General features: G+C 62.9%; 28 protein-coding genes, 1 tRNA gene and 2 pseudogenes. 14 read left to right on the forward strand and 17 right to left on the reverse strand.

The annotated features are described in order from the left end of the window. The first annotated feature begins 66 nt into the window (after nucleotides 1–66). The 4 genes from PVE73_RS25180 to PVE73_RS25195 all read left to right on the forward strand — a co-directional run bounded on the left by PVE73_RS25180 (nucleotide 67) and on the right by PVE73_RS25195 (nucleotide 2275). The gene (locus PVE73_RS25180; protein ID WP_277364857.1) at nucleotides 67–303 is read left to right on the forward strand and encodes an Lrp/AsnC ligand binding domain-containing protein; all 237 of its coding nucleotides are present in this window, start codon (nucleotides 67–69) and stop codon (nucleotides 301–303) included. 80 nt (nucleotides 304–383) lie between these two features. Then, on the forward strand, nucleotides 384–1073 hold the full coding sequence (locus PVE73_RS25185; protein WP_277364858.1) for a D-lyxose/D-mannose family sugar isomerase: 690 nt from the start codon (nucleotides 384–386) through the stop codon (nucleotides 1071–1073). Nucleotides 1074–1087: 14 nt separating this feature from the next. Beyond that, nucleotides 1088–1696 (forward strand): nucleoside triphosphate hydrolase, encoded by a 609-nt coding sequence (locus PVE73_RS25190; RefSeq protein ID WP_277367576.1) that lies wholly within the window; start codon nucleotides 1088–1090, stop codon nucleotides 1694–1696. Nucleotides 1697–1831: 135 nt separating this feature from the next. Then, nucleotides 1832–2275: a hypothetical protein gene (locus tag PVE73_RS25195; protein ID WP_277364859.1), complete on the forward strand. Its 444-nt coding sequence runs from the start codon at nucleotides 1832–1834 to the stop codon at nucleotides 2273–2275. 3 nt (nucleotides 2276–2278) lie between these two features. Here the strand turns inward: PVE73_RS25195 and PVE73_RS25200 are convergent, their stop codons facing one another. The 3 genes from PVE73_RS25200 to PVE73_RS25210 form a co-directional block, all read right to left on the reverse strand. After that, nucleotides 2279–3130, reverse strand: coding sequence for an NlpC/P60 family protein (locus PVE73_RS25200; RefSeq protein ID WP_277364860.1), 852 nt, complete (start codon nucleotides 3128–3130; stop codon nucleotides 2279–2281). Continuing rightward, a complete protein-coding gene (locus tag PVE73_RS25205; protein WP_277364861.1) occupies nucleotides 3127–3477 on the reverse strand; it encodes a MarR family winged helix-turn-helix transcriptional regulator in 351 nt (116 codons plus the stop codon). Before PVE73_RS25205 ends, PVE73_RS25200 begins: the two co-directional genes overlap by 4 nt. 63 nt (nucleotides 3478–3540) lie before the next feature. After that, complete coding sequence (locus tag PVE73_RS25210; protein WP_277364862.1) at nucleotides 3541–4911, reverse strand: leucyl aminopeptidase family protein; 1371 nt, start codon at nucleotides 4909–4911, stop codon at nucleotides 3541–3543. Between the two features lie 112 nt (nucleotides 4912–5023). On the opposite strand from PVE73_RS25210, the gene PVE73_RS25215 reads away from it, so the two are divergent. The 6 genes from PVE73_RS25215 to PVE73_RS25240 all read left to right on the forward strand — a co-directional run bounded on the left by PVE73_RS25215 (nucleotide 5024) and on the right by PVE73_RS25240 (nucleotide 10097). Continuing rightward, the gene (locus PVE73_RS25215; RefSeq protein ID WP_277364863.1) at nucleotides 5024–5845 is read left to right on the forward strand and encodes a tetratricopeptide repeat protein; all 822 of its coding nucleotides are present in this window, start codon (nucleotides 5024–5026) and stop codon (nucleotides 5843–5845) included. A gap of 156 nt (nucleotides 5846–6001) precedes the next feature. Continuing rightward, entirely contained in the window at nucleotides 6002–7126 is a 1125-nt protein-coding gene (locus PVE73_RS25220) for an extracellular solute-binding protein (RefSeq protein ID WP_277364864.1), read from the forward strand. Nucleotides 7127–7174: 48 nt separating this feature from the next. Beyond that, a complete protein-coding gene (locus tag PVE73_RS25225; RefSeq protein WP_277364865.1) occupies nucleotides 7175–8242 on the forward strand; it encodes an ABC transporter ATP-binding protein in 1068 nt (355 codons plus the stop codon). Beyond that, complete coding sequence (locus PVE73_RS25230) at nucleotides 8235–9116, forward strand: ABC transporter permease (protein WP_277364866.1); 882 nt, start codon at nucleotides 8235–8237, stop codon at nucleotides 9114–9116. Before PVE73_RS25225 ends, PVE73_RS25230 begins: the two co-directional genes overlap by 8 nt. Continuing rightward, the gene (locus tag PVE73_RS25235) at nucleotides 9113–9910 is read left to right on the forward strand and encodes an ABC transporter permease (protein ID WP_277364867.1); all 798 of its coding nucleotides are present in this window, start codon (nucleotides 9113–9115) and stop codon (nucleotides 9908–9910) included. Before PVE73_RS25230 ends, PVE73_RS25235 begins: the two co-directional genes overlap by 4 nt. A gap of 102 nt (nucleotides 9911–10012) precedes the next feature. Further along, nucleotides 10013–10097: transfer RNA gene (locus PVE73_RS25240), tRNA-Leu, on the forward strand. Nucleotides 10098–10140: 43 nt separating this feature from the next. On the opposite strand, the gene PVE73_RS25245 is transcribed toward PVE73_RS25240, so the two are convergent. Further along, on the reverse strand, nucleotides 10141–10725 hold the full coding sequence (locus PVE73_RS25245; protein WP_277364868.1) for an SH3 domain-containing protein: 585 nt from the start codon (nucleotides 10723–10725) through the stop codon (nucleotides 10141–10143). Nucleotides 10726–11028: 303 nt separating this feature from the next. On the opposite strand from PVE73_RS25245, the gene PVE73_RS25250 reads away from it, so the two are divergent. After that, the gene (locus tag PVE73_RS25250) at nucleotides 11029–11358 is read left to right on the forward strand and encodes a septal ring lytic transglycosylase RlpA family protein (protein WP_277367577.1); all 330 of its coding nucleotides are present in this window, start codon (nucleotides 11029–11031) and stop codon (nucleotides 11356–11358) included. Between the two features lie 364 nt (nucleotides 11359–11722). On the opposite strand, the gene PVE73_RS25255 is transcribed toward PVE73_RS25250, so the two are convergent. Beyond that, on the reverse strand, nucleotides 11723–12664 hold the full coding sequence (locus tag PVE73_RS25255) for a homocysteine S-methyltransferase family protein (RefSeq protein WP_277367578.1): 942 nt from the start codon (nucleotides 12662–12664) through the stop codon (nucleotides 11723–11725). 203 nt (nucleotides 12665–12867) lie between these two features. On the opposite strand from PVE73_RS25255, the gene PVE73_RS25260 reads away from it, so the two are divergent. Beyond that, on the forward strand, nucleotides 12868–13902 hold the full coding sequence (locus PVE73_RS25260; protein ID WP_346772390.1) for a helix-turn-helix domain-containing protein: 1035 nt from the start codon (nucleotides 12868–12870) through the stop codon (nucleotides 13900–13902). A gap of 375 nt (nucleotides 13903–14277) precedes the next feature. Then, nucleotides 14278–14808: a dihydrofolate reductase family protein gene (locus tag PVE73_RS25265; protein ID WP_277364870.1), complete on the forward strand. Its 531-nt coding sequence runs from the start codon at nucleotides 14278–14280 to the stop codon at nucleotides 14806–14808. Nucleotides 14809–15436: 628 nt separating this feature from the next. On the opposite strand, the pseudogene PVE73_RS25270 reads toward PVE73_RS25265, so the two are convergent. From PVE73_RS25270 to PVE73_RS25295, 6 genes and pseudogenes are all read right to left on the reverse strand, one after another. Beyond that, nucleotides 15437–15930 (reverse strand): annotated as a pseudogene (locus PVE73_RS25270) (transposase); the annotation flags it as partial. A 344-nt stretch (nucleotides 15931–16274) separates the two neighbouring features. Then, nucleotides 16275–17474 carry an IS256 family transposase gene (locus tag PVE73_RS25275; protein WP_277364871.1) on the reverse strand — a complete coding sequence of 400 codons (1200 nt, stop codon included), beginning with the start codon at nucleotides 17472–17474 and terminating at the stop codon, nucleotides 16275–16277. 135 nt (nucleotides 17475–17609) lie between these two features. Then, complete coding sequence (locus PVE73_RS25280; RefSeq protein ID WP_277364872.1) at nucleotides 17610–17951, reverse strand: hypothetical protein; 342 nt, start codon at nucleotides 17949–17951, stop codon at nucleotides 17610–17612. Continuing rightward, nucleotides 17952–18710 (reverse strand): annotated as a pseudogene (locus tag PVE73_RS25285) (IS5 family transposase). It lies immediately after the preceding gene. 240 nt (nucleotides 18711–18950) lie between these two features. Next, complete coding sequence (locus tag PVE73_RS25290) at nucleotides 18951–19193, reverse strand: hypothetical protein (RefSeq protein WP_277364873.1); 243 nt, start codon at nucleotides 19191–19193, stop codon at nucleotides 18951–18953. A gap of 398 nt (nucleotides 19194–19591) precedes the next feature. Next, nucleotides 19592–20530, reverse strand: coding sequence for an AraC family transcriptional regulator (locus tag PVE73_RS25295; RefSeq protein ID WP_277364874.1), 939 nt, complete (start codon nucleotides 20528–20530; stop codon nucleotides 19592–19594). A gap of 50 nt (nucleotides 20531–20580) precedes the next feature. On the opposite strand from PVE73_RS25295, the gene PVE73_RS25300 reads away from it, so the two are divergent. Next, a complete protein-coding gene (locus PVE73_RS25300) occupies nucleotides 20581–21318 on the forward strand; it encodes an SDR family oxidoreductase (RefSeq protein ID WP_277367579.1) in 738 nt (245 codons plus the stop codon). A gap of 164 nt (nucleotides 21319–21482) precedes the next feature. On the opposite strand, the gene PVE73_RS25305 is transcribed toward PVE73_RS25300, so the two are convergent. The 6 genes from PVE73_RS25305 to PVE73_RS25330 form a co-directional block, all read right to left on the reverse strand. Beyond that, a complete protein-coding gene (locus PVE73_RS25305; protein ID WP_277364875.1) occupies nucleotides 21483–21671 on the reverse strand; it encodes a hypothetical protein in 189 nt (62 codons plus the stop codon). Nucleotides 21672–22008: 337 nt separating this feature from the next. Continuing rightward, nucleotides 22009–22881: a polysaccharide deacetylase gene (locus PVE73_RS25310; protein WP_277364876.1), complete on the reverse strand. Its 873-nt coding sequence runs from the start codon at nucleotides 22879–22881 to the stop codon at nucleotides 22009–22011. Nucleotides 22882–22912: 31 nt separating this feature from the next. Next, complete coding sequence (locus PVE73_RS25315) at nucleotides 22913–23926, reverse strand: oligopeptide/dipeptide ABC transporter ATP-binding protein (protein ID WP_277364877.1); 1014 nt, start codon at nucleotides 23924–23926, stop codon at nucleotides 22913–22915. Beyond that, nucleotides 23923–24900 carry an ABC transporter ATP-binding protein gene (locus tag PVE73_RS25320; RefSeq protein WP_277364878.1) on the reverse strand — a complete coding sequence of 326 codons (978 nt, stop codon included), beginning with the start codon at nucleotides 24898–24900 and terminating at the stop codon, nucleotides 23923–23925. The genes PVE73_RS25315 and PVE73_RS25320 overlap by 4 nt, the downstream gene beginning before the upstream one ends. After that, complete coding sequence (locus PVE73_RS25325; protein WP_277364879.1) at nucleotides 24897–25778, reverse strand: ABC transporter permease; 882 nt, start codon at nucleotides 25776–25778, stop codon at nucleotides 24897–24899. Before PVE73_RS25325 ends, PVE73_RS25320 begins: the two co-directional genes overlap by 4 nt. Continuing rightward, entirely contained in the window at nucleotides 25775–26746 is a 972-nt protein-coding gene (locus PVE73_RS25330; RefSeq protein ID WP_277364880.1) for an ABC transporter permease, read from the reverse strand. The genes PVE73_RS25325 and PVE73_RS25330 overlap by 4 nt, the downstream gene beginning before the upstream one ends. Nucleotides 26747–26773 lie beyond the last annotated feature (27 nt).

Raw genomic sequence — 26773 nt, forward strand, 5'->3', positions numbered from 1 at the left:
TGTTGACAGGCTCCCGCGTTGGCTCAACCCTCTTTGCAGAGAAACCCAAACTCCGGGAAGGAAACCATGAGACCCGTCTTCGTTCAGTTGCGCTGCCAGCCCGGCAAGACATATGAGGTCGCCGACGAGCTCTACAAACGGGAAATCGCATCCGAACTCTATTCCACAAGCGGCGAATACGATCTTCTGATGAAGGTCTATATCGAGGATGGCGTGGATATCGGCAAGTTCGTCAACGAGAACATCGCCGATGTGCCTGGGATCGTTCGCTCGTTGACGACGCTCACCTTCAAGGCGTTCTGATTCGCCGGTACGGGCTTCTCTCCACGCGCCGCATCGTGTACCACGCGCGTGGGCTGCGTTTCCACAAGGAGGAGCTTGCGATGAAAAGGTCGAAGGTCAACGATATCCTGCGCGAGGGCGCGGGCTTCATCCGTTCGTTCGGCTATGTGCTGCCGCCTTTCGCCGACTGGTCGCCGGCCGAAATGAAGGCCCGCCGGGAGGAGATCGATGGCATCGTCGTCGCGCGGCTCGGCTGGGACATCACGGATTACGGTGTGGGCGACTTCGCCAACAAAGGACTCTTTCTCTTCACGGTCCGCAATGGCGACGCGGCAGCGTTGAAGGAAGGCCGCGGCATGCTCTACGCCGAGAAGATCATGATCTCCCGCCGCGACCAGATATCGCCCATGCATCGGCATGCAGTGAAGGCCGAGGACATCATCAATCGTGGCGGCGGAAGCCTCTGCATCAAGCTCTACGCGTCCGCGCCCGACGGCAGCATCGATTACGAGGCGCCCGTTTCCGTGCCGACGGACGGTGTCCCCCGCCGCTTCGACGCGGGCGGCATCCTCAGGCTTTCGCCAGGCGAGAGCGTCACCCTCATGCCCGGCATCTGGCACGAGTTCTGGGGCGAGGGAACCGACGTGCTGATCGGCGAGGTCTCCACCGTCAACGACGACCTGACGGACAACATCTTCGCCGAGCCGATCGACCGGTTCTCCACCATCGAGGAGGACGAGGAGCCCTACCGGCTGCTCGTTTCCGATTACCCCACATGGCTGGCGTCCTGAGGCGTCCTGACGGCATGGACGTGCGCTTGGCCGAAGAGATCCTTGCACGCGCGGCGAATGTGCCGCGTTTCATGATCGCCATTGCGGGACCGCCTGCCGCCGGCAAGTCCACCTTTTCGGAGCGCCTCGCCACCGGACTTGAAACGCGCGGGCAAAGTGCTGCCGTCGTACCCATGGACGGGTTTCACTATGACGATATAGTGTTGCGGACACGCGATCTGTCTCACCGCAAGGGAGCGCCTGAAACCTTCGACTTTGCGGGTTTCAGAACTCTACTACAGCGCCTGCGCAACCGCGAACCGCAGGTGGCAATCCCGATTTTCGACCGCTCGATGGAGCTTTCGCGCGCAGCCGCCGCCATCGTAGACAGCGATGTTCGATTCCTGCTTGTCGAGGGGAACTACCTTCTGCTCGATGAGGAGCCGTGGAACACGCTCGACGCCATGTTCGACTTTACAGTTTATCTCCATGTCCCACGGGCCGAACTCGAACGCCGGCTCGTCGAGCGATGGGAGCGTCATGGCCGGGAGCGGGAAGCCGCACGCCGATGGATAGACACCAATGATCTGCCCAATATAGACCGCGTCGCGGGTTGCCGTCGCACGGCGGACATGGTTCTGTGAAAGCAGGTCCCACTGTGGAACCCTTTCAATACGCTTGCCGTTGCGATCATTGCGGGCCAGTTGGATTGCCAAGGAGATAGGATGTTTTGCACGGATATTCACCAGCCCGTTTGCGCTGGACCTGTCGAGAAGATGATGTTCATTCTTGTCGTGGTCGCTTTCCTGCTCGTACCGCTTGCGCAGCAGCCGCTGGCCCAAGGCCTGCAGAGCGAGGAAGCGATCGACGCCATTGTCGGTTCCGATGTGAAGACGGAAGAAACGACCAAAGAGAATCAGGTGGAGAGAATTCTCGCCGCGATCGAAAACACGCGGGAGAGTGCCGAGCGTGTACGGAAGGCCTTCAACGTCGAGACGCTCGAAATCGTGTTCCTGCCTGATCTGGGTGAAGAAGGCGGCGAGATCGAGAAGGCGATCGAGGAGCATGACGAGGAAATCGAGACGCTGCGCGATTCCATCGAAGGCAGCGCGATGTTCTATCATGCGATCGATTCGCGGCAAATCCTGCTTCAGGATGTCGTGGCGGTCGAATTCGCCGATAACGAGAATGTCGCCATATTCGTCACTGGTGGCGAGCGATAGCGCCTACGTTATCCTGCGGTAGCCTGCAGGCAGGCCATAAAGCAGCTCGATCCGCCGGATTGCCTCGGCGAGCGGTTCCAGCGAAACGATCATGCTGTAGCCATTGGCGTGAACTATGCTCTTTTCATCGGTCATGATGGCCACGTGACCACGCCAGAAGACGAGGTCTCCGCGCCGCAGCGTCTTGGGCTCGATCGGCGTCCCCAGGCTGTACTCCTGCATATCCGTGTCGCGCAAAACGGTGCGGCCAGCCATGAACAGCGACAGCTGCACGAGCCCGGAGCAATCGATGCCGAAACCGCTGACGCCGCCCCACAAATAGGGCGTCTGTAGAAGCTGCTCCGCAACCGAAACGTAGTCCGCAGCATGCTCCGAGACAGGGCGGATGTGCTTCGCGATCATGGCGCCGCCCGAATCGAGCACCGCATAACGCGTGCCGCGCCTTTCCACCTCTTCCACCACCGTCAGCCGCGCACCGATGCTGTGTGCGCCCGACCGTGGCGTCTTCATGTCCGGCTCAGGATAAACGAAGCTGCGCGCGGCGTGCACGATATGCGTGGGCTTGGAGGCAGCGGAACCGAGCGCTCCTTCCCGCACATAGCCCACATAGCCGTCGCGTTCCCCCTGGACCCACGCCCAGCCGCCCCGGCGTTCGAAGACGAGCACGGCATCGCCATGCAGGAATTGCGTATCCATGCCGGCGGCCGGATCCGGCGCCGTATGCACATCCGCGAGAGGCACCGCCACCATGGCCGATTCTCCGGCCGTGAAACGAGCGGCCTCGACACGGCCTTGCAGGCGCTCGTCGGCAAGGTCCGGGCGGAATGCGTTCAGTCGGCCATCAAGCGCGTTCACAGCGGCAGCCCCCCTGCCCTGGCGACCACCACATCGCCGAAGCGCTCGACGAACAGCGCGCCCTCCACCGTCCGGCGGATCAGGACGTTGCGCCGGTCCCGATCGTCCCGATGGCGAGAGACGAGCTTTAGGGCGCCCATCGTGTCCAGCGCTCGCGTGATCACCGGCTTCGTCACGTTCAGCCTCTCCGCAAGCCCGCGTACCGTATGCGGCGGCGGGTCGAGGTAAATGGTGAGCAGGATCGCCATCTGCCGCTCATTGAGATCCGGCATGTCATTCTGCACCTCGGCAAGGCACACCTGCTGCCATAGCCGCAGTGCCTGGATCGGTCGCAGCACAACCGGCATCGGCACATCCGAAATCGTTTCGGCGCCGTATCATTACCCTTGTTTCTCCTTCGCAGGAAGGGTTCACATCCGATATCGCCGGCGCAAAACGGCCTCGATCGCGCGGATGCCCTGCGCCTCCCCGCCCACGGGACAGGTAGGCCTCTCGACAGGGTTCCACCCGAAGATGTCGAAATGCGCCCAGGTCCCCGCTTTCTCCACAAAGCGTTCAAGAAAGAGGGCCGCCGTGATCGATCCGGCAAAACTGTCCGAGGTGACGTTGTTGATGTCAGCCACCTTGGACCGCAGCTTCTCGGCATAGGGCTGCCAGAGGGGCATGCGCCAGAGCGGGTCCGCGCGCTCTTCCGATGCACCGGCGAGCGCGGCGGCAAACTCCTCGTCGCGCGTGTAGAACGGCGGCAGATCCGGCCCCAGCGCTACACGCGCAGCACCGGTGAGCGTCGCCATGTCTATCATGATCTCAGGCGCCTCCTCGTCGGCAAGAGCAAGAGCGTCGGCCAGCACCAGCCGCCCTTCCGCATCCGTGTTGCCGATCTCCACCGTGACGCCCTTGCGGCTCCTCAGGATGTCGCCGGGGCGAAAGGCGTTGCCGGAAATCGAGTTTTCCACGGCCGGGATGAGCACGCGCAGGCGAAGAGGCAACTTTGCCGCCATGATCATCGAGGCAAGTCCCAGCACGTTGGCGGCACCGCCCATGTCCTTCTTCATCAGGAGCATGCCGCTTGCGGGCTTGATGTCGAGCCCGCCGGTGTCGAAACACACGCCCTTACCGACCAGCGTCACCTTGGGCGCCGTTTCCTGTCCCCACCGGATGTCGATCAGCCGCGGAGCAATCGCGCCTGCGCGGCCGACGGCATGGATCATCGGGAAATCCTGCGCGAGGAGATCGTCGCCGACGACCGTGGAGATCGACGCGCCCTGCGCCTTGGCCAGTTCCCCGGCGGCCTTCTCGAGCGCGTCGGGTCCCAGGTCGTTTGCCGGCGTGTTGATGAGGTCTCGCGCCAGGAAAACACCGTCTGCCACCCTGCGGGCCTCTTCGATATCGGCACCATCCGGCGCCGCAAAATTGATCTCGGCGGTCGACCTGGTTCCATAGCGCGTGAAGGTATAGCTCCCCAGAAGAAGGGCGATTGTTGCCAGAGCCGGATCCTGCGGCGGTCGGGCGAAATGCCAGTCCCCCATGGGCAGAGCGCGCGCCAGCTTGCCATAGGCCAGGGGCGAGGGCGCGCCGCCGCCAACACCGAAAAAGGCGCCGGCCAGCGCACCGTCGCGGCCGGGGATTGTCAGCACCGCGCCTTCCGATCCCGAAAAACCATTCGCCCGTGCCCAAGCGCATGCTGCCGCGTCGGCACTCGTGTCCTCCAGCCCGCCTCCGGGGACGAGATGGACGGGCAGGGAGGCGGGTGTCTGTTTGTCGGTAAGCGTGAGAGGCATCGTGATTTTCCTGGCCGGAGCGGCAAAGTTAACGCTCCGTTAGGGTTAACAGATTACTTCTCCTGCTGAAAAGGCCGCATCGGGGCGGCAGAGGGCACTGCGGGGAGCGGGAATGCGGAATTCGGCACGCGCAAGGCGGCTTGCAGCGACGGCGGCGGCCCTGGTGATCACCGCCACGCTCGCCGGGTGCTCACAGGCCGCGCGCACCGGGGTGAGCAATGTAACCACCGCCTCCACCGGCGCCCCGGCACAGCAGAACATCGCCGCCATGTCCACATCGGAAGTGGAGGCGGCCGCCGACAGCCTCGGCAGGCTCTATATCCGCGACCCCAAGGACAAGGCGATAGCGCTGCGCTACGCCAACATCCTGCAAATGAGCGGGCGCACGGACCAGTCGCTCGCCGTGATGCGGAAACTTGCGATCGATCATCCCAAGGACCGCGAGGTGCTGGCAGCCTATGGCAAGGCGCTGGCCGCGGCAGGCGAGCTGGAGCCGGCGCTGGATGCGATCCGGCGCGCGCAGACGCCGGAATATCCCGATTGGAAGCTGCTTTCGGCGGAAGGTGCGATTCTCGACCAGCTCGGTCAGCCCGATGCGGCGCGTGCGCTCTACCGCCGCGCGCTGGACCTTCAGCCGGACGAGCCCTCCGTGCTTTCCAACCTCGGCATGTCCTATCTCCTTCAAGGCGATCTCAGGACGGCGGAGGCCTACATGGGCAAGGCTGTGGCCACTCCAGGCGCGGACAGCCGCGTGCGCCAGAACCTCGCTCTCGTGGTCGGTCTGCAAGGCCGGTTCCGCGAGGCTGAGGCGATCGCCCGCCGCGAGCTTTCGCCCGAACAGGCCGAGGCCAACATGGCCTATCTTCGCGCCATGCTTGCCCAGACCGATAGCTGGTCGGAAATCGCCCGCGAGGACGCGCGGAACACCAACTGAAGCGGCCATCCCCATCGCTTGGAGAGACGTTGCGCCTTCAATCCTTTGCCGGCTGTCCCTCCCCGCGCGTATTTTCGTTGCCCGCCCTTCATCTAGGTGTAACATGACGGGCGTAACCGCTGCGCAGGTCAAGCACGGGCTGAAGGGGAGAGTTCCATGAATCCGATCACACGGCGTCGTTTCACGAAGGGCGCGGCTTCCATCGCAGGCCTGACACTCGCCGCTCCTTACATCTCGCGCACTCACGCGCAGGGGTCTTCCGGTACGGTGAACATCTTCGCCTGGGCCGGCTATCTCAATGACGAGATGCTTGCCGCCTTCGAGAAGGCGACGGGCATCAAAGCCAATTACACGCCCTACGGCACCAACGACGAGCTTCTGAACCAGCTTCGCGCCAACAATGGCGGAGGCTTCGACATCATCTGGCCGACGGTGGACCGCGTGCCGAACTATGTCGAGTTCGATCTCGTGCAGCCGATCGACGAATCCAAAGTCGAGGTGGCAAAGTGCCTGCCCAGCGCCTGGGAGAATTCGAAGAATCTCGGCGCGGTGATCGACGGCAAACGCTACCAGGTGCCGACCGACTGGGGCACCGAAGCCATCGCATTCGACAAGGACCAGGCGCCGCTCGAATACGGCACCGCCTCCTATGGCGATATCTGGAAGCCGGAGATGGAAGGCAAGGCCACGCTGCGCGGGCATTCGGGCCTCGTCGGTCTCGGCCTCTGGCTTGAGGCCGAGGGCAAACTGCCCATGCCGATGCTCGAAGCCTTCAAGTCGGAAGAGAAGATGACGAAGATATATGACGTCATCCTCGCCGAGGCGATCGCACGCAAAGCCAACATCGCCCAGTTCTGGTCGAACGAGAACGAGGCGCAGGGTGCTTTCCGCGTCAATGGCTGCGCCATCGGCCAGACCTGGGATTCCACGGCCGCCGCGCTCGCCAAGGAAGGACTGCCGATCGGCTTTGTTGCGCCGAAGGAAGGTGCGCTGACCTGGATGGAAGGCGTCGCCATTCCGAAAGGCGCCGAGAATGTCGAGCAGGCCTACGCCTTCATCAACTGGTTCCTGACGCCGGAAGCCGGCGCCATATACACCAACACCACTTCCATCAACTCCACCGCCGTGGGCGCGGCCGACCTCACGTCCGACGAGGCCAAGGCCTTCTTCGCGGCCGCCTATCCTGGCGATGCGCTGGAGAAACTCTGGTGGTGGCCGATCCAGGAGAGCTGGTTCGTCGCCAAGCGCAACGAGTATCAGGACCGGTTCCTCTCCGCCTGATCCGCTTCAGGGCGGGCTCACGCCCGCCCTCTCGTGCTCCGGGGGGCCATGTCACATTCGGTAGAGTTGCAACACGTCGGCATGGTCTTTGGCGGGACCCGGGCCGTCTCCGACGTCTCCTTCATTGTCGAAGGCGGCGAGTTCTTTTCCATTCTCGGCCCGTCGGGCTGCGGAAAAACGACGATCCTGCGCATGATCGCGGGCTTCCTGGAGCCGACCGATGGAAAGGTCCTGATCGGCGGGCAGGACATGAAGGGACTGGGTCCCGACCAGCGCCCGACCGCGATGATCTTCCAGTCGCTCGCGCTCTTTCCGCTGATGCCCGTCTGGCAGAACATCGCCTTCGGGCTCGAGGCGCGAGGCGTCGCGAAAAATGCGCGAAAGGCCAGGGCCGAGGAGCTTCTCGACCTTGTGGCGCTGGAAGGCTTCGGTGACCGGATGCCGGGGGAGCTTTCCGGCGGACAGCGCCAGCGCGTCGCCATCGCCCGGGCGCTCGCGGTGGAGCCGCAGGTGCTCCTGCTCGACGAGCCGCTTTCCGCGCTCGACCTCAAGCTCAGGCAGCATATGCGCTCGGAATTGCGCGCGCTGCAGAAACGAACCGGCGTAACCTTCATTTACATCACGCATGACCAGTCGGAGGCGCTCGCCATGTCCGATCGTGTGGCGGTGATGAGCGCCGGCGTGCTGCAGCAGGTGGGCGCTCCGCGCGCGCTCTACAACGATCCCGCCACACCCTTTGTGGCGCGTTTCGTCGGCGAGACGAACGCGATTCCCGGCAAGGTCGTCTCGATCGATGGTGACACTGCAGCCATCCAGTCTTCACAGGGAGTTCTGCACGGCCGCATAGGCAACGGCCTCTCCGCAGGAAGCGCGGCAAAACTTTACGTTCGGCCGGAGGCTCTCGGCCACCGCAGCGACGGTGAGAACCGACTGACGGCCACGATCGACCGCATCGATTTCGAAGGCGCCTTCGCGCTCGCCTATGGCAGGCTCGGTGACGGAAGCGGGCTTATCGCCTCCATATCCAGCACCGAGCTCACCGATGCTCCCCCCATCGGGGTGCCGATCAGCTTCGGCTTCCGCAGCGCCAATGCGGTGGTGCTGCCCGATGACTGAGCTTTACAGGCGCTTCGGCGGCGGGCTCGGCACCACCTTTCTCGCGCTGGTGGTTGTCTGGCTGGCGGGCATGGTTCTGGCGCCCAACATCATGATGGTCGACTACGCGCTGAGGCCGAACCTCCCGCCGGCAGAGATCGGTGGTCCGCGCGACGTGTATTCACTGGAGAACATCCACTACCTCGCCAGGGAAGGCGTCCACCGCGCGATCTTCTTCAAGACCGTGTGGGCGAGCGCCCTCGTCGCCTTCCTGACGCTCGTCGTCTGCTACCCTCTCGCCTACTGGCTGGCGCAGACCGCCACGCCCAACCGCACCGCAGTTGTCTTGCTTGCGCTCACGATCCCCTTCTGGATCAACGAGGTGCTGCGCACGCTCGCCTGGTATATCCTGCTCGCCTTCCGCGGTCCGCTCAATGCCCTCCTCCTCTCGCTTGGCATCATAGACCAGCCGATACGATGGTACGGAGATGCGGGCGTGCTTGCCGGCATGGTCTATGCCTACATCCTGTTCATGCTCTTCCCGATCTACAACGCGATCGAGTCGCTCGACAAGTCGCAGATCGAGGCTGCACGGGATCTCGGCGCGTCCGTTTGGCGCACGCATTGGCGGGTGGTGATCCCGCACGCCAAGGCGGGCATCGCCACGGGCTGCGTCTTCACCTTCATGCTGGCAGCCGGTAGTTATGTGGCGCCCGCTTTGCTCGGGGCGCCCGGCAGCCGCTGGTTCACCGAGATCATCTACAACTGGTTTTTCGAGGGCGGCGACTGGAACCGGGGCGCCGCCTATGCGCTGGTGCTGCTCGTCCTCTGCCTGAGCGTCGTGCTCGTCACCCTGAAGATCGCCCGGGTCAACCTGACGGACGTGGCGAAATGAGCACGGCCGACCGCATCGCCCGAGGCCTGTTCGGCATCTACCTTGCCGTTTTCTTCGTTTACCTCTTCGCACCGCTTGGCATCATGGCGGCGGCGACCTTCAATGAGAGCCGGTTCCCCACCGTAACGCCATGGCAGGGCACCACGCTGCAATGGTTCAATGCGTTGTGGCGCGACACCGGCATGTGGCAGGCGCTCTGGACCTCGGTCGTGGTCGCTTTCTTCGTCGTGCTGTTGGCTCTGCCGGTCGGCACAGCCGCAGCCCTGCTGCTGACCAGTCTGCACATGCGGGCGCGGGGCTTTCTTTATGCAGTGATGGTATCACCGCTGCTCACCCCAGGTGTGGTGATCGGCATCTCCACCCTCGTGCTTTGGCGGCAGCTCGGCGTGGGCGGCGGCGTTTTCCTCATCGTGCTCGCGCAGTCGAGCTTCATCATCTGCTATGTTATGCTAATGGTAGCGGCCCGCCTACAGCGGTTCGACCGCACCCAGGAAGAGGCGGCGATCGGCCTCGGGGCTTCCAAGTTCATGGTGTTCCGCCGCGTACTGCTGCCTTTCCTGAGACCTGCACTCGCCGCGGCGGCCTTCCTGGCGGTGCTGCAATCCATCGAGAACTACAATACCACGCTGTTCGTGCGCGGCTTCGACACGCCGCTCACCGTCTTTATCGCCACAAAGGTGCGGACCGGCCTGACGCCGGCGGTGAATGCGCTGGCGCTCATCATGATCGGCATCACCATCACCGGCGCGATCGCTTACGAGGTGGTGCGCCGGCGCTCCCGCAGCGCCGGTTAAGTCTCCCTTTCCCGCGAGCCGCCCGTGTCTCGCACGCTGGCGAAAAACTCAGAAACCTCGTTGACACGGGCTCCGCCGCCGCTTACATCGGCTGCGCACCTAGCCCAGGTGGCGGAATTGGTAGACGCGCACGGTTCAGGTCCGTGTGCCGCGAGGCGTGGAGGTTCGAGTCCTCTCCTGGGCACCACCCATCCCATATGTAGGCGGACAACTCCGTCGCCCGGCCGGAATTAGCAGCGGCCCAATCTGCACAACCCGAGATTGTTTCGCTGCGCAGGGCCTCCCTCGTTGCTTTCCGCTCTACGCGGCGGTTCTGGCCTGTCGCGGTCCCGATCCCATACGTCGCGATCCCGATCTCGGCGATCCCGATCCCAGCGATCTCTGTCCCGGCGATCCCTGTCCCAATGGTCGCGGTCCCGGCGATCCCATCTGTCGCGGTCATGGTACCAGGGCCGGTCGCTGTACCAGCGGTCCCAATAGGAGCCGAACTGGAACGTGATGACAGGCAGCCCGAGGCGCGGTGCATAGTCCGGCACGTAGACGCGGCGATCCCGGTATTGCATCTGGAGATAGGAAGCGCTCACCCATCCCCGGTTCCCGCGCCAGACCGTGTCGCACCAGCGCCAGCCGCTGGTGCAGCCGTAGACCTCGACAGCCGATCCGCGCGGGATCGTCGTCACGCGGGGATACTGAGTACTGGGACCGGCGCGCATATTGACGTTGCCGGTGGCGAAGGCGTTCGCGGCAGCCGCGGTGCCGGCTGACGCCAGGATCGCCCCGAATGCCACGGCCGCAAGGAAAAAGCGGGGTATCATCTCGAATGCTCCTATTTCGCATCCCTTCTCGTCAAGAACACGCCTTGCCGGAGGGAGGTTCCGCCCGGCCGGTAAGAAACCAGGTGCCGGGATCCCGTTCAGTAAACCAATTGTAATTCACAGTTACATTCACGTTATGCGTCGAGCGCATTCCTATCCCGGAGATTATCTCTGCCCGAATTAAAATACCGCTTCTTCCTCTTACCAAAATTTGTCGATTCTTCGCCGCATTTCCTTTTTATGGCGGAAGCCAACTTCGATCCGGGGACAATAGAAATGAAACACTTTCTCCGCCGACGGGGCATGCCTGCCCTTGCCGCCACGATGCTTCTTGCCACAGTTCCGGTAGCGGCTCATGCCCAATGCGGCAGCGCTTCCTGGTATGCTCTGCGATCCAAGACGGCTTCCGGCGAGCGCATGAACCCGGCGGCCATGACCGCGGCCCACCGAAGCCTCCCCTTCGGCACGAAAGTGAAGGTCGTGAACCGGCGGAACGGAAAGGCCATTGTGGTTCGCATCAATGATCGTGGACCGTTTGTGCGTGGCCGCATCCTGGATCTCTCCAAGGCTGCGGCGGCGAAGCTGGGATTTCTCCGCGCGGGGCATACGCGCGTGTGCCTGGAGGTAGACTAGAATCCCGCCAAGAACAGGCGAGCTTCGCTCGCTGGATTCCGTTTCCGCCGCGGTTGGGCACCGCCGCGACCTGGACGCCGGCTTAACGCAGGCGAGGCGGGTTTGATTCGTCAAACACACCGCGGCGGCTTCTTCGGTTCGATAGCCGAGATGCTCGTAGATTGCGACGCCGGAGAGAGTTGCCGCGAGTTGGAGAGTCGGGCGCGTTTATCTTGCTCCAGATATAGGCCGCAAGCCCATCCGACGAGATCAGGAAAAGGCTGGCGATTTCGCCAGCTTCTTCCCGCAGCGCCGGGCGGATGCAATCGCGCGGCATGAGAGCGGTCAACGGATAAGACAATGTATCGTTTTCCAGATTGCGATCTCAGGCCGCTTCCAGGCAACTGAAGCATATCTGCTCGATGTGGCGGTGATCGGTGCCGCAGCACCCGCCGAACACCGAGAGATTTGGCAGCATCCGACGCAGGCGCGTGTAGTCCCGTGCCAGCTCGACCGGATCGCCGGGGTCGAGCACGTTCGAATTGTCCAGTTCGGCGTGGCTCTTGCGCGAGGCGTTGGCGCGGATGCCACGAATGCGTGAGCGCCATGTTCCTTTGCCGAGCGCCCCGGCGAAGTGGTCGGGGTGGGCGCAATTGACCATGTAGTAGACCGGCGCTGCACCGGTGGCTTCATCCACCTTCTCGATTGCCTCGCCAAGAGCCTCCCCGGAGGGCAACCGTCCGTCGGTCTCCGAGGTGAACGCTATGGCGACGGGCATCCCGGCGGAGCGTGCTGCGCGCACCACGCCGATCGCCTCGCCGGTGTGGGTCATGGTGATCGCGGCAACCATCTCCGCAGCTGTGTCGGCGAAGATGCGGATCTGGTGGCTGTGATACTCCTCCGCCTCGTCCGGGCTAAGCTGTGCTTCCGGCGCATAGCCATCGCCGCAGGGGCCGATATTGCCGGAAATCACGATCGGCGCGCCGGTGCGGGCCTCCCGCCGCAGTTCCTCCATCAACTCAATGGCCGTGCGGTTGAAGGAGTCAATCCTGCGGGCGTCGTGGCCCAGCTTCGCACCCCAGCCGCGTGAGCAGCGCCAGGTCGGGCTTTCCAGAATAAAGCCGATGCCGTGCTCCTCGGCGATCTTGAGGTAATCGCGATAATAACGCTTCAGCGCCTCCCGCCCGGCCGCGCTTTCGAGCAGGACATATGATGCGAAAAGAGGGAGCTCGAAGCCCTGGTGGAAGATCAGCGTGGTCTCCATACCACCATCGGTCAGAAAGAAGCTGTCGGCTAGCTGCGGCAGACGAAGTCTGTTGCCGGTCATTGGTGTGTCCTTTGATTGTTGGATGTGTTCCATTTTCATGTCTCCTGCCCAGGGGACCTGAGCCCTGCCTTTGTCGTTCACCGTCTTTTCATGATGCCGTCGTGCCCTTGGCACATCAGCGCGAAAATAGGCGTGGCGCGGCGTGCGCAAGAGAGGCAGAATGGCCGGAACCGTGCGAGATGGGCCAAGCAGGAGGACATTGGGTGCCGAAGCACGTCAGCATCGTGGTCTTCCGGGAGTGCGATCCCTCGATCATCTACGGCGTCTTCGATACGCTCTGGGCGGCGGGGAGGTTTCTCAAGACCCCTTCCGGCGAGCCACTTTTCGAGCCGCGGATTGTCGCGGCCGCGCGCGGGCCGCTCGAGCTCATCACCGGGGTCAGCATCGTTGCGCAGGACTCGATCGACGACATCGAGCGGACTGACATCGTGTTCGTGCCGAACGTGATCGTTTTCACGCCGGAGGAGCTCCACGCTCTCGATCGCCGGCTCATCGCGTGGGTTGCCGAGATGCACCGGCAGGGCGCCGTGATCTGCTCCGCCTGTGGCGGCTCACTGGTGCTGGCCGCAGCCGGGCTGCTTTCGGGGCGCGAAACGACGACGCATTGGAGCCATGTGCCCGTGTTCCGCCGCGAGTTTCCCGACGTCCGGCTGCATGAGGACCGCATCCTGGTCCAGACCGGAGAGGGCCACAGCATCATCTCTTGCGGAGGCGCCTCGTCGTGGCAGGACCTCTCGCTCCTTCTCATTGCTCGCTATGGCAGCGGCGAGGAAGCAATCCGCATTTCCAGGTTGTTCCTCTACCAGTGGCACCGCGACGGACAACTCCCCTACGCCTCCATGGCCGTCAATGTGGTTCACGATGACGGCCTCATCCTCAAGTGCCAGACCTGGCTTGCGGACAATTACGACCGCGCGGATGTCATCACCGAGGCGGCGCGCATATCGGGCTTGCCCAAGCGCACGTTCGACCGGCGCTTCAAGGCGGCCACCGGTTACTCGCCGCTTGCCTATGTCCAGGCGCTGCGCATCGAAGAGGCGAAGCAGATGCTCGAGACCGGCTCCGCCCCCGTGGATGCGATCGGCCGCGAGGTCGGCTATGAGGATGCTTCTTCCTTCAGTCGCCTGTTCCGGCGTCTGACAGGCATCTCGCCCGGCGACTACCGCCGCCGCTTCAGAATTCCCGACTATGTTCGATCGAGTTCTCAGGGCGCGCGATCTGGTGGAGTACTGAAATGATCAAAGGGGGCCTAACCCACCAATTTCTCCCACTCTTCCCGTTTCACCATTCCTCTCCGAGGCCACAAGCACTCGCAGAAACTACGATCTTCTTCGATCGGCGTTTTTGTTGCTGAAGTCTTCTCAGCCGGGCTCTTCGAAGAGATATCATCAGTATCGGAATCAATGACCCGCTACCCCTCCTTAGACCGGGTCAGCACCTCGCGGAAGTGACGGCGGCTACCGGGCATCAGGTGGTGCATGAAGATTGTGTTCCAGAGTTTGGCATCCGTCGGAATTCCAAAAACCGATTGCAATTTACAATCAGTTCATATAAGATCACATGCATATGCAATCAGAACCGCGCGGATGTGCCACACGAGAAGGAAAGCAGGCATGGCAAAGCTCGTGTTCGGAATGAACCAGTCCCTGGACGGCTACGTCGACCATATGGCGTTTGCGCCATGCCCCACGCTCTTCCGCCACTTCATCGAGGAGGCTCAGGGGCAGGCAGGCAGTGTGTACGGTCGCCAAATGTACGAGGTCATGCGTTATTGGGACGACGATCATCCTGAGTGGAATGCAGAGGAACGCGCCTTCGCGGCGGCGTGGCGGAGCCAGCCGAAATGGGTCGTCTCGCGCTCGTTGAAGTCGGTCGGCCCTAACGCCACGCTTGTTGAGGATGATCTTGAGGGCGCCATCCGTGAGCTGAAGGCCGAGCGCACCGGGGAGATCGAAGTTGCTGGCCCAGCCTTGGCGCGAAGCCTCACCGACCTTGGCCTGATCGATGAGTATCGAATCTACCTGCACCCCGTCGTGCTAGGCCACGGCAAGCCATACTTCGCCGGACCGAGGCCGCCGCTTCATCTTGTGGCCAGTGATCGGATCGGCGAGGATGTGATCAGGTTGACCTACGTTCCCGCTTAATCTCGCAACACACTGATGGAAATCGCCGCTGAAGCCCGGCTTTGGTTGGACCCGAAGCGAGTGAACAGCCGCTTTGATCGCGAACCCCGAGCGACCGCAGACATGGCGCATGCACAAAGGGCAGCAATCCCACCAAACCCGTCCGGAGCCTGTCGGTCTGCTCCCGGCCACCTCGGCCTTCAATACCACCAATCCTGAAAACCGCTCTATGGCGCGATGGCGGACGCTCAATCGGCATACAGAGCGATGGCAATAGCTGGATCAGAGAGCTCTATCGTAGTTTGGCCTAAAACAGCGTGGCGGAGAGAGAACGACGAAACGGAGAACTACGTCTACGCTCTCATGCCCGTCATTTGGGAGTAGAAGCATAGCAAAGCGGCGTCGATGATAACGCGACGTGTGTTCTTTTCAACCTGGCGGGTGTGCCGCGATCCGATCGGCGACGATCAATCATGCTCTCATCCGCGGATTGGCTACCGCATTTCCCATGTCCGCCGCGGGCCTGCCTCTGTCTATAGACGCGCTTAAGCGCAAAGCTCGCCCCAGCGTAGATCGAGGATTACCCATCATCCCAGGATATCGCGGCACGCCGGTCAGGTTGTGATCGATATTGCCGGGTCAATCTCCTTTCCACCAGCATGGCCCGCGCCTCGCCATTGCCTCCTCCGGTGATCGCGCCGCGACGGGTGCGTTTGCCGCTCGAAGACTCCGACGGCACGAGCCCCAGCCAGCTCATCAGATGCTTCGGAGAACGGAAGCGGCTCAGTGATGTTCGTCCGGCACCCACACTACCGTCAGTTCGCCGGCGCGCAGCAACCGCGCCAGGGCAACTGCATCGCGACGGTCATTCTTGATCCGGTCACCCGGCTTCTTCGGTATTTTCGACGGCGCGACGACGGCGCAGGATGCGGCCAGCTGCGTCAGTTGGCGATACAGCCCATAGTCGCAGCCACCAGCTTCATAGCAGAAGTGCAGTTCAATCCCCGGGCCGGAGAGCCTGTCGAATAAGCGGCGCACCGCATCCGGGGTATTGGGTATCAACCCGTAGAAACGAGCCGCGCTGGCGCGCTCCTCATCGACCACCGCGACTGCGATTGTTTCCTTGTGAACATCAAGGCCAATGAATTTTTATCATGACTCTCCTCCCGAAAGTAAGCTGCGTCGAAATCAGCTATGCAACTTACTCCCTGCATCGGGGGAAATGGGCGGGCATAGGGTCTATAGCCCTATAAAACTCTCCTTGATGCAGATTTCAAAGGATCGTTAGCCGCACTGTCGCACTCTCGACTGAATTCACTTCTTGCCCAAGCATGTGGGACATCCCCAACCTGCACAACATGCGGTAATCTATCCGCGCTGCCCAATATCAAATGATAGTAGTCAGTCCGATCTTTAAAGATCGTGTCCCACGACGTGGTGTAGCTGGCGGCATTGGTGGGCCGCGCTCTCCGGCTTAGCCGGGCTGATCAGCGCGCCACTGCTGGCAGGCTGATGAGGGGATCATCGCTCAACTGGCCGACGCTTTCCAGCGTCATGTAGCGGGCGCGCTGGACGGCCCATTCGTCGTTCTGTTCGAGCAGCAAGGCGCCAACGAGGCGGACGATGGCGTCGTCGTTGGGGAAGATGCCGACCACGTCGGTGCGCCGCTTGATCTCGCCGTTGAGCCGCTCGATCGGGTTCGTGCTGTGAAGCTTGGCCCGATGCTCCTTCGGGAAGGTCATGTAGGCGAGCACGTCCGGCTCGGCGTCGTCCAGGATGGCGGCGAGCTTGGGCACCTTGGGCCGGATCTGGTCGGCGACGGCCCGCCACTGGACGCTGGCGGCTTCCGGCGTCTCCTGGGCGAAGGCAGTGGCGATGAAGGCCGAGACGACGCGCCGGCCGCTCTTGCCGGCATGGGCCAGCACATTGCGCATGAAGTGGACGCGGCAGCGTTGCCAGGTGGCGGAGAGGACCTTGGTGACGGCGGCCTTGAGGCCTTCATGGGCATCGGACACGACCAGCTTCACGCCGCGCAGCCCGCGGCGCGTCAGCTTGCGCAGGAACTCGGTCCAGATCGGCTCGGCCTCGGACGTGCCGATCTCCATGCCCAGCACCTCGCGCCGGCCGTCGCTGTTGACGCCGACCGCGATGATCACCGCTACGGAGACGATGCGCCCGCCGCGACGGACCTTGAGGTAGGTCGCGTCGATCCACAAATAGGGCCAGTCGCCTTCGATCGGGCGATCGAGGAAGGCCTTCACCTTGCCGTCGATCTCCTCGCAGAGCCGCGACACCTGGCTCTTGGAGATGCCGCTCATGCCCATGGCCTTGACCAGGTCGTCGACCGAGCGCGTCGAGATGCCCTGGACGTATGCCTCTTGGATCACTGCCGTCAGCGCCTTCTCGGCCATGCGGCGCGGTTCCAGGAAGCCCGGGAAGTAGGTGCCCTTCCTGAGCTTCGGGATGCGCAGCTCGACGGTTCCGGCGCGCGTCTCCCAGTCCCGGTCGCGATAGCCGTTGCGCTGGGCCGTCCGGAGCGGCGACTTCTCGCCCCAGGCGGCGCCGGTGGCCGCGCCCACCTCCATCTCCATCAGCTTCTCGGCCGCAAAGCCGATCATCTCGCGCAGCAGATCGGCATCCGCGCTCTTCTCCACGAGCGCGCGCAGGTTCATCATGTCGTCGGTCATCGGTGGTCCTTTCGGAGAGGGGTTGGTGTCGACAACCAGACCCTACCGGAAAGCGCCGATGACCACCGCGCTACCGAGCTACACCACGTCCGGGGACGTCACCTCTTTAAACACAGTTCTGGAGGTATGCTCGCTTCAAAGCATCCACGTTGCTGTCGGTTCCAGATGTCGAAAGAATGTGATTCCGGATTCAAGGCACCGAAAGGCCGTTTTGGAATTCTCTTCTAAGCAGAACCGCTCCTTGTATTGAATGGCGATTCTGTGGGCGGATTTGACCAAGGCGAATGCGGCTGCGAGCGCGACGATGGATGCGAAGTTTCGCTTCGTCTTTTCGCCGCGTAGGGCGACACGTTTGAAGCGCTTGAGCTTGCCGATCGCGTTGTCGATGCCCTGGCCGGGAAAGACGTACGTTCCGGTTCTGTGCGGTCGTTCCTTCTCCAGATATTCACGACCGGAAGGCCTAGGATGGGGGCTCATTCATATCCAGGTGCTGATTGCCGCGACGAGAGCGAGGGCGGATAGGTAGTTGGCTGCGAGGCGGTCGTATCTGGTTGCAATGCGCCGCCAGTTCTTGAGCTTGCAAAAGAGGCGCTCGATGACGTTTCGCCGTCTGTAAGCCTTGCGGTCTAGGGATAGGGCGTTCTTCGCGCTGCCGAGGATGGGATGACGGCCTTGATCTTCGCTCCTGAAAGCCACTGTCGCAAACTGTCGGCGTCATAGGCCTTGTCGGCGATCAGCCGTTTGGTCGGGCGCGCTATTTCCAGCAGCGGGATCGCCATCCTGATGTCGGCGATGTTGCCAGGTGTCAGGGCAAAGGCGACCGGTCGGCCGCGATCATCGGCCAGACAATGGATTTTGCTTGTTCTTCCGCCACGCGACGTGCCAATCGCTTGCGCCCACGCCCCCCTTTTGAGCCTTGGGCGGAGCGGTGCGCCTTGACGTGGGTACTGTCGATGGAAAGCTCTTCCGGCACAGGGCCAACTGCCGCCATCTTCTCGAAGATGCGATGCCAGATGCGGCGCTGGGACCAGCGGTGGTAGCGGTTATAGATGGTCTTTGCGGGGCCGTACTCAGGGGGAACGTCCGCCAGCGGCACCCAACCTTCAGCACATGGAGAATGCCGGATATGACCCTGCGGTCATCGACACGAGGCTTGCCGGGCTGTCCGTGTGGCAGATGAGGCTCAAGCGCAGCCCATGCCTCATCCGACAGCCAAAACAAGGACTGCTTTGCCATTCTTCGCCTCCGATCCTCAAATCGCAGACGAAGAACCTAATAATTTCAAGCAAATCTATAGGTCCCCTTCCTAGCTTGCTCTTCTCGTCAGCCTTTCGCGGAATGACGGGAATGATGCCACGCGGGCTCGTGCCATCTGCCGGTTGGCCTTGCTGACGTAGCCCTTGTCGGCGACGGCCGCCCTCGGATCGACTTCTGGGCTAAACCCGAGCAGGATCCCCTTTCTCCCCGCCGGTCAGATCAAAAGCGATGGGATGGCCGTCGAAATCGGTCTTCAGGTGGATTTTGATCGAGAAGCCGCCGCGCGAGCGACCGAGCGCCTGACCTTCTGCCCCCTTGGGCGCCGGCTGCCGAGACATGGGCGCGCACGACGGTGCTGTCGAACATCTGCACCAGGTGCGCCGACGACGACAGCGCGGCGAGGTGATCGAAGAAGGTCTCGAACACACCTGACTTGCTCAGCCGGTCGAAGCGCTTCCACACACTGTTCCACTTGCCTGTCAGGGTCCGACGCAAATCGCCTATGATCTCGGCATCTCACGCGGCACCGTTTATCAGGTGCGGAAGGGCAAATGACGAAAGGCAAACTCACAACCCGTCCGTGCGGGTGGGACGCAGTGAGGCTACGCCGGAACTGCTGGGAGGCCGACCGCTCGACTGCAGTCGTCAGCAGATAGGTGGGCAACTGCCCCGGCTCGTTTCCGTGACGATGATCTTCGAAACAAGGAACAGGGAAGCGGCTGTGATCGATGGAAGCAGCTCGTCCGCTTGCCGCGGAGAAGGCGACGATAAGCTGTTGTTCTTCAGTGGTGCCAAAGATCGCCTCACCGACGATGTCGAAGGTCAGCTCTGGCCCTGACAAGCGGCCGGAAAAGATGTCATCAGCCAGCAGATCGTGGTGTCCGGCCAAAGGTGCGCTTGAAGGCGTGAGAAAAAGCGCTTTGCGAGTTATAGCCGACCGCAGTGGCGGCCTCCGCGACAGTCTGGCCCTCATTCAACTTTCGCTGCGCCAGAACCATGCGCCAGCGCGTGAGGTAGTCGAGCGGTGGCCGGCCGACACGGTCGGTGAAATGTTGGGTGAAGGCCGAGCGTGACATGCCGACCTCCGATGCCAGCATCGGCACCGTCCAACGACGTGCGACATCGCCGTGCAACAGTTTAAGCGCCTTGCCGATCCGTGGGTCCGCCAGCGCGGTGATCCAGCCGACACTGTTTTTCGAACTGGTGGCCACGAAAGCGCGGACTGCCTCGATGACGAGGATTTCCGCCAATCGCTCTGCAACGAGCACACCGCCCACGTCCGCGCTGCTGACCTCCGCTCTCAAGGATTTCAGCGTTCTCGCGACAGCTTCGGCGGTGGACGAGGTCCGGTCGACGCGCAGAAACCTCGGGAGCGCATCCAGAACGAACGCGGCGCTGCCATCCGCAAAGCCGCTGCCGCCGCCCATAATGGCCGTCTCGTCTCCCGCGCCGAGACGCACCAAATCGTGTCCTGGCGGAGCATAGAGCGGCATACCGTCGATCGGTTCAACTGCCGGATTGCTCGCCACAACGTAACGCGTGTTGCTGATAAGGACGACATCGCCTTCCTCCAGGACTTCCGGCGGGTGGTCCGGAAGCAGGAGCCAGCATCGGCCGCAAGTTACCGCGACGAATTTCAACCTGGCCCGCCCGTCGAAAGCGAGTGCCCAGTCTCCTGCCGCTTCGAGACCGGTTCCCCGAACGCTCCGTGCACCGAGTGCTGCAAGGACCTTGGAGAACGGATCAGGGGTGATTTCGGCGGATTGCGATAAAGACATGGCTATTTGAGCATAGATCATCCGGCCTGCGGCGCATAGGTCTGGCTTTTCACTCAGAAGACGGAGCCTATATCGTGACCATAGAGAACAAGATCGTCGCCATCACCGGAGCCGGGCGCGGCATCGGCCGGGCATCCGCCCTCTATCTTGCCGCGCACGGCGCGCGCCTCGTGCTCGGGGCGCGAAGCGAGGCCGAAATCGCCGCAGTGGCAGAAGAGATCGAAGCGGCGGGCGGCGAAGCCATATATCAGGCAACCGACGTCACCAGACGCGCGGACCTGGATGTGCTGGTCAACCTTGCCTGCGAGCGTTTCGGGAGGCTCGACGTCATCGTCAACAATGCAGGCATCGGGCCGCTCTCGCGTTTCGACGCTCTGCAGGTCGATGACTGGGACGCCATGATCGACGTGAACCTGAAGGGCGCGCTTTACGGTATCGCTGCGGCGCTTCCCGTGTTCAGCCGCCAGGACAGCGGGCATGTCGTCAACGTCCTCTCGACGGCTGGCATCCAAATCGTGCCGACAATGGGCGTCTACGCTGCGACCAAGAACGCACTGCGGACAGCCACCGAAGCACTGCGGCAGGAATCGGGCTCAAACCTGCGCGTTACGGAAGTATCGCCGGGATTCATCGACACGACCTTTGCGGACGCCATTACCGATCCGGACATCAATGCAACGATCAAAAAGCGGAAGGAAGAGCTTGCCATTTCGCCGGATGCGATCGCACGAGCGATAGCTTTCGCAGTCGAACAACCAGACGGCGTCGAAATCGGCAGCATCGTTGTGCGCCCGACCGCACAGAATTGACGTTAAAAGGAGCGAACTGGCTTGGCGCCCAAGCATGTACGTCCGCTGTAAGCGGGGGATGGCAACATATTCAGATGCGGAGCGACCACTCGGCGCCCTCGGTGTCGACCCTTCGCACGAGCTTTGCCATCCGTCGAATGCCGGCTTACGAGACAGCAGAAGGTTCAGCGGAGATTTCTGTTCAGAAATAAGCACATCGTCTCGAGCGCGCGGTCAAGAATCTTGTGCAGGGTGCGATCGACCACCGTGAACTCACCTGCCTGCGCAGCCCGGTAGTATCCCAGCATGACCGCGATTGCCCCTTCGGGAGCGCCGGCTTTCCGCGCGTCCACTTGCATCTCGCCCTCGTTCATCATTATTTGCGAAATGGGCCGTCCGAGATTGTACCCGCGACCTGCGCCAGATCCGCAGATCAAGCGCCTTGCTACCCGTCAAGGGCGGAGTCGGGCCGTCGATCACTTTGGTTCCAGCCAGCAGGGCGGCATTTGCGGCAGCCAGGTCATCATGCGTCCTCCATGCGACCTTTCCATCTTCGGGCGCCGCCAGCGTGCCCGCCTCGAAGCCACGCGCATATATCATGAGCGCGCTTGCAGCGTAAAAGCCGCGGCGCACCGCTATGCCGGATCGGCGGAGGCGGCATCCGCACTGGGGCAACTTTCACCATTTGGAGACGACCGTTCCAGAGCGCTCCTAATCGGAGACGTAGCTCGCGATGTCGGCATGGGTGGCGAACCAGACGTCACCATGTGTCCGAATATGGGCGATGAGCTCCTCCAGAATAAATATTCGCGAGCGGTAGCCGCTGACATGGGGATGCATGGTCAGCAGGAAGAGACCACCTTCAGCATAGGCGCGGTCGAACTCCCGCTTGAAGATGTCGAGCACGTCCGTGGGCGGGGTATAGGGGCGCAGCGCTTGGAAGCGGTTCATGTTGAAATAGACCGCGTCGTCGCGGATCCATTCCACCGGCAGTTCGACGATCCCCGTCGGCTCACCGTCCTCGACGATCTCGTAGGGATCGTCGTCGGCCATCAGCGAGCTGTCGTAGAGGAGGCCGAGCTCACGCTCGATCTTGAGCGTCGAGTCGGAAAAATCCCACGAGGGCGTGCGCATGCCGACAGGGCGGATGCCGGTGATCTTCTCCAGCGTGTCGGCCGCGCGCAGGTGCAGTTTGCGCTCCTTGTCCGCCGGCAACTTGGTGTTGAGCTCGTGGATCCAGCCATGCAGGGCCACCTCGTGGCCTTCGGCGACCACCCGGCGCTGCTCGTCCGGGTAAAGAAGCGCGCTGACCGCGGGCACGAAGAAGCTGGCCTTTACGTCGTTCTTCGCCAGCACATCGAGAATGCGCGGCACGCCGACGCGGTTGCCGTACTGGCCCTGCGACATGCGGCCGATGGAATTGCCGCCGTCGCGCAGCTCGTTGGTCTCGTGATCGCTATCGAAAGAGAGCGCCACCGCGCAGCGGGCGCCATCTTTCCAGTGCCGGGGCTTGAGCGAGCGGCCCGCGCGCACCTTGTCGACCTTCGCTCGCCAGACGTCCTCGCTCCATTCCCAGGGTTCCATGTCGATCTCCGATGATGATGATGAAAAGACCTCAGCCGGCCGTCTGCAGCGCCGGGACGAGATGGCAGGCGACGCGGCGGCCGGGCGCGGGTTCGACGAGCGGCGGCCGAACGCTCAGGCAGCGGTCGATCGCAACCGGGCAGCGCGCGTGGAAGTGGCAGCCGGCGGGCGGGCTCTGCGGCGAGGGCAGCTCGCCCTCGATCGGCTTGAAGACCACCTCCACCTCGTCGTCGATTTCCAGCTTCGGTACGCTGTCGAGCAGCGCCTTCGTGTAGGGGTGCTGCGGATCGGTATAGATTTCTGCCGTTGCGCCTTCCTCGACGACGCGCCCGAGATACATGATCGCCACGCGGTCACAGAGGTGGCGTACCACGGAGAGATCATGCGAGATGAACAGAAGAGTCAGGTTCAGTTCCCGGCGCAGCTTCATGAGAAGATTGATGATCTGCGCCTGGATCGACACGTCGAGCGAGGCCACGGGTTCGTCGCAGACGATCAGGTCCGGCTGCATGGCGAGCGCGCGCGCAATAGCGATGCGCTGGCGCTGGCCGCCGGAGAACTGGTGCGGATAGCGGGTGGCAAAGTCGGGGTCGAGCCCCACCGCCTCCAGCCAGCGGTGCGTATATTCGGCCGCTCCGGCGCGGGTTGTCAGGCGATGGGCAATGGGGCCCTCCGAAACTGTGTCGACGATGCGCATACGCGGGTCGAGCGAGGCGAAGGGGTCCTGGAACACCATCTGCACGCGTGTGGTGATCTTGCGCGGGCGGCTGCCGCCCGACATGATCGGCGCGCCGTCGAGCAGGATGCGGCCTTCGGTCGGCACGTGGATGCCGGTGATCATGCGTCCGAGCGTAGACTTGCCGCAGCCGGATTCGCCGACGAGGCCGAGCACCTCGCCGCGCTGAATGGAAAGATCGACGCCATCGACGGCGTGAACGGTGCGCGGCGGCTTCTGCGCGCCGAGCCAGGTGGCGACCCTGTCACCGAAATTGACGCTCGGCGAAAAGCGCTTGACGGCGCCCTCGACGGTAAGAAAGGCGCTCATGCCGCGGTCCTCCGGCTCTCGGGATGGTGGCAGCGATAGGTGCGATCCCCGGACGCGGTCTCGACCGGCACGGTCTTGCAGAGCGTATCGGCGCGCCGACAGCGCGGCGCGAAGGCACAGCCCTCCGGCAGGTTGAGCAGCGAGGGCGTGGTGCCGGGGATCTGCCGCAGCTCCTCGCCGGGTCGGGTGCGGGACGGCAGGGAATCGAGCAGCCCTTGCGTGTAGGGATGGCACGGCGCGCGCAAAACGGCGCCCACCGGGCCGGATTCGACGATGCATCCCGCATACATGACCGCAATGCGGTCGGCGATGGAGGAGACGGTGGCGAGATCATGGCTGATCCAGATCATCGCCATGCCGATTTCGTCCACCAGCGCCTTCATCTCGGCGAGGATCTGCGCCTGGATGGAAACGTCGAGCGCGGTGGTGGGCTCGTCGGCGATGATGATTTTCGGCCGATGCAGAAGCGCGATGGCGATCGCCACACGCTGGCGCATGCCGCCAGAGAATTCGTGCGGGTAGGCGTCGATGCGCGCTTCGGGGGAGGGGATGCCGACGCGGGCGAGCACCTCCACCGAACGGGCACGGGCCGCAGCCTTCGAGACGCGCTCATGCGCCTCGATCGCAAGCCGCATCTGGGTGGCGATGCTCAGGACCGGATTGAGCGTCATCATCGGGTCCTGGAACACCATGGCGATCTCGCGCCCGCGGATGCGCCGCAATTCCCGCGGCGAAAGGTCGATGAGCTCGCGGCCCTGGTAGCGCACCGAGCCTTCGACGACACGGCCGGGCTCGTCCACGAGGCCGATCAGCGAGAAGCCGGTGACGCTTTTTCCCGAGCCGGATTCGCCGACGAGGCCGAGCACCTCACCGCGTTCGAGCGTGAAGGAGACGCCGTCGACGGCTTTCGCCACACCGGTTGCGGTGGGAAACTGGGTTTTCAGGCCGGAGACTTCGAGAAGCGGCGCGCTCATCGTTTCAGCCTTGGATTGAGCTGGTCGCGGATCTGGTCGCCGACCAGATTGATCGAGACGATGAGAATGATGAGGGCGACGCCGGGATAGATGGAGATCCAGTAGCGCCCCGACAGGAGGTATTGGAAGCCATTGGAGATCAGCATGCCGAGCGAGGGTTCGGTCGGCGGCAGGCCGACGCCGAGGAAGGAGAGCGTCGCTTCGAGCGCGATGGCGCTCGCCACCTGCACTGTGGCGACGACGATCAGCGGCGGCAGCGAATTGGGCAGGATGTGGCGCAGCACGACCCGCCGCGCGCTGAGCGGCGTCGACAGCGCCGCCTCGACATAGTCTTTGTGCCGCTCGGCCGAAGCGGCTCCATGAGCGGTGCGGGCGAAATAGGCATATTGGGCGAAGACCAGCGCCATGATCAGCTGCCATTCGCCCTGGCCGAGAAGGGCGGCGATGACGAAGGCGAGCAGGATCGCCGGGAAGGAGAGTTGCAGGTCGATGATGCGCATGATGAGCGCTTCGAAGCGGCCGCCGAGATAGGCGGCCGACGTGCCGACCACAGCACCGAAGGTGAAGGCGATGGCGCCGGCGAACAGGCCCATTTCCAGTGAAATGCGCAGGCCGTAGAGGATTGCCGACAGGAGGTCGCGCCCCTGTGAATCCGTGCCGAGCAGATGCAGCGTGCCGGTGGTGCCGACATAGCCCGGCGGCCGGCGCGCATCGCGCAGCACGAGGTTGGCGAGGTCGTATGGATCCTGCGGGGCGACCAGCGGCGCGAAGATCGCCAGAAGCGCGATAACGAGCACGATGACGGCTGCCACCGTCGCCGTCCTGTTGCGGGTGAATTCCTGCAGGAAGCGCCCGAGAAAGCCTTCTTTCGAGATCATGCGCGCGCCCTCCTGAGCCTTGGGTCGAGTACGGCGTAGGTCAGGTCGACGAAGAAGTTGATCATGACGAAAAGGAGGGCGACCAGCATCAGATACGCGACCATCACCGGACGGTCGAGCGAGGTGATGCTGTCTATGATGAGCTTGCCGAGGCCGGGCCAGGAGAAGATCGTTTCCGTGACGACGGCGAAGGCCAGCGTGGAGCCCAGTTCTAGCCCGAAGATCGTCACCAGCGGGATGGCGATCAGGCGCAGCACGTGGCGCAGGAGCACCGTGCCTTCGGATAGGCCGGTGGCGCGGGCGAACTTGATCGTGTCCGTCAGCATGATCTCACGCGTGCCGGCGCGGGCGAGCCGAATCATCATGGCGAGCTTGAAGAGGGCGAGATTGATAGCCGGAAGCAGCATGTGCCTCAGCCCGTCAGCGGTGAGAAAGCTCCACTCGACTCCGAAGAGACGGGCCGTTTCGCCGCGCCCGCCGGCGGGCAGCCAGCCGAGCTGCACGGCGAAGGTCATTATCAGCACCAGGCCGATCCAGAAGCTGGGCACGGAAAAGCCGAGGATCGACAGGCCCATGATTATCTTGGCGGCAGGCCTGTCATGCCGATAGCCGGCATACATGCCGAGCGGAATGCCGATCAGGCTTGCGCCGATGACGGCGAAGAGAACGAGTTCGAGCGTTGCCGGGAGGCGTGAGAGGATGAGCTGCGTGACCGGCATGTTGTAGACGAAGGACTGGCCGAAATCGCCGTGCAGCATGCGGCCGAAAAAGCTAAAATATTGCCGCCACAGCGGCTGATCGAGCCCATACTGGGCGATCACCTGGGCGCGAATGTCCTGCGTCGCGTCGGGCGAGATCAGAACGTCGATCGGGTTGCCGACCGCGAAGACCCCGCAGAAGACCAGCACCGACGTGGCAAGGATGACGATGATCGCCTGCCACAAGCGCTGAATAATGAAGCCGAGCATATGATCTCCCGCCCCCTCTTTTTCTTA

It is taken from the genome of Chelativorans sp. AA-79, from assembly GCF_029457495.1.
GTDB lineage: Bacteria > Pseudomonadota > Alphaproteobacteria > Rhizobiales > Rhizobiaceae > Chelativorans.

What these genes read in the sequence shown, in the direction of transcription:
- PVE73_RS25205 (WP_277364861.1), bottom strand. Translation starts at nt 3,477, where the DNA reads ATGCCGGTTGTGCTGCGACCGATCCAGGCACTGCGGCTATGGCAGCAG.
- PVE73_RS25185 (WP_277364858.1), top strand. Translation starts at nt 384, where the DNA reads ATGAAAAGGTCGAAGGTCAACGATATCCTGCGCGAGGGCGCGGGCTTC.
- PVE73_RS25225 (WP_277364865.1), top strand. Translation starts at nt 7,175, where the DNA reads ATGTCACATTCGGTAGAGTTGCAACACGTCGGCATGGTCTTTGGCGGG.
- PVE73_RS25310 (WP_277364876.1), bottom strand. Translation starts at nt 22,881, where the DNA reads ATGGAACCCTGGGAATGGAGCGAGGACGTCTGGCGAGCGAAGGTCGAC.
- PVE73_RS25305 (WP_277364875.1), bottom strand. Translation starts at nt 21,671, where the DNA reads ATGAACGAGGGCGAGATGCAAGTGGACGCGCGGAAAGCCGGCGCTCCC.
- PVE73_RS25250 (WP_277367577.1), top strand. Translation starts at nt 11,029, where the DNA reads ATGCCTGCCCTTGCCGCCACGATGCTTCTTGCCACAGTTCCGGTAGCG.
- PVE73_RS25215 (WP_277364863.1), top strand. Translation starts at nt 5,024, where the DNA reads ATGCGGAATTCGGCACGCGCAAGGCGGCTTGCAGCGACGGCGGCGGCC.
- PVE73_RS25220 (WP_277364864.1), top strand. Translation starts at nt 6,002, where the DNA reads ATGAATCCGATCACACGGCGTCGTTTCACGAAGGGCGCGGCTTCCATC.
- PVE73_RS25330 (WP_277364880.1), bottom strand. Translation starts at nt 26,746, where the DNA reads ATGCTCGGCTTCATTATTCAGCGCTTGTGGCAGGCGATCATCGTCATC.
- PVE73_RS25195 (WP_277364859.1), top strand. Translation starts at nt 1,832, where the DNA reads ATGTTCATTCTTGTCGTGGTCGCTTTCCTGCTCGTACCGCTTGCGCAG.
- PVE73_RS25235 (WP_277364867.1), top strand. Translation starts at nt 9,113, where the DNA reads ATGAGCACGGCCGACCGCATCGCCCGAGGCCTGTTCGGCATCTACCTT.
- PVE73_RS25255 (WP_277367578.1), bottom strand. Translation starts at nt 12,664, where the DNA reads ATGACCGGCAACAGACTTCGTCTGCCGCAGCTAGCCGACAGCTTCTTT.
- PVE73_RS25180 (WP_277364857.1), top strand. Translation starts at nt 67, where the DNA reads ATGAGACCCGTCTTCGTTCAGTTGCGCTGCCAGCCCGGCAAGACATAT.
- PVE73_RS25295 (WP_277364874.1), bottom strand. Translation starts at nt 20,530, where the DNA reads ATGATCTATGCTCAAATAGCCATGTCTTTATCGCAATCCGCCGAAATC.
- PVE73_RS25245 (WP_277364868.1), bottom strand. Translation starts at nt 10,725, where the DNA reads ATGATACCCCGCTTTTTCCTTGCGGCCGTGGCATTCGGGGCGATCCTG.
- PVE73_RS25280 (WP_277364872.1), bottom strand. Translation starts at nt 17,951, where the DNA reads ATGAGCCCCCATCCTAGGCCTTCCGGTCGTGAATATCTGGAGAAGGAA.
- PVE73_RS25325 (WP_277364879.1), bottom strand. Translation starts at nt 25,778, where the DNA reads ATGATCTCGAAAGAAGGCTTTCTCGGGCGCTTCCTGCAGGAATTCACC.
- PVE73_RS25315 (WP_277364877.1), bottom strand. Translation starts at nt 23,926, where the DNA reads ATGAGCGCCTTTCTTACCGTCGAGGGCGCCGTCAAGCGCTTTTCGCCG.
- PVE73_RS25265 (WP_277364870.1), top strand. Translation starts at nt 14,278, where the DNA reads ATGGCAAAGCTCGTGTTCGGAATGAACCAGTCCCTGGACGGCTACGTC.
- PVE73_RS25275 (WP_277364871.1), bottom strand. Translation starts at nt 17,474, where the DNA reads ATGACCGACGACATGATGAACCTGCGCGCGCTCGTGGAGAAGAGCGCG.
- PVE73_RS25230 (WP_277364866.1), top strand. Translation starts at nt 8,235, where the DNA reads ATGACTGAGCTTTACAGGCGCTTCGGCGGCGGGCTCGGCACCACCTTT.
- PVE73_RS25190 (WP_277367576.1), top strand. Translation starts at nt 1,088, where the DNA reads ATGGACGTGCGCTTGGCCGAAGAGATCCTTGCACGCGCGGCGAATGTG.
- PVE73_RS25210 (WP_277364862.1), bottom strand. Translation starts at nt 4,911, where the DNA reads ATGCCTCTCACGCTTACCGACAAACAGACACCCGCCTCCCTGCCCGTC.
- PVE73_RS25320 (WP_277364878.1), bottom strand. Translation starts at nt 24,900, where the DNA reads ATGAGCGCGCCGCTTCTCGAAGTCTCCGGCCTGAAAACCCAGTTTCCC.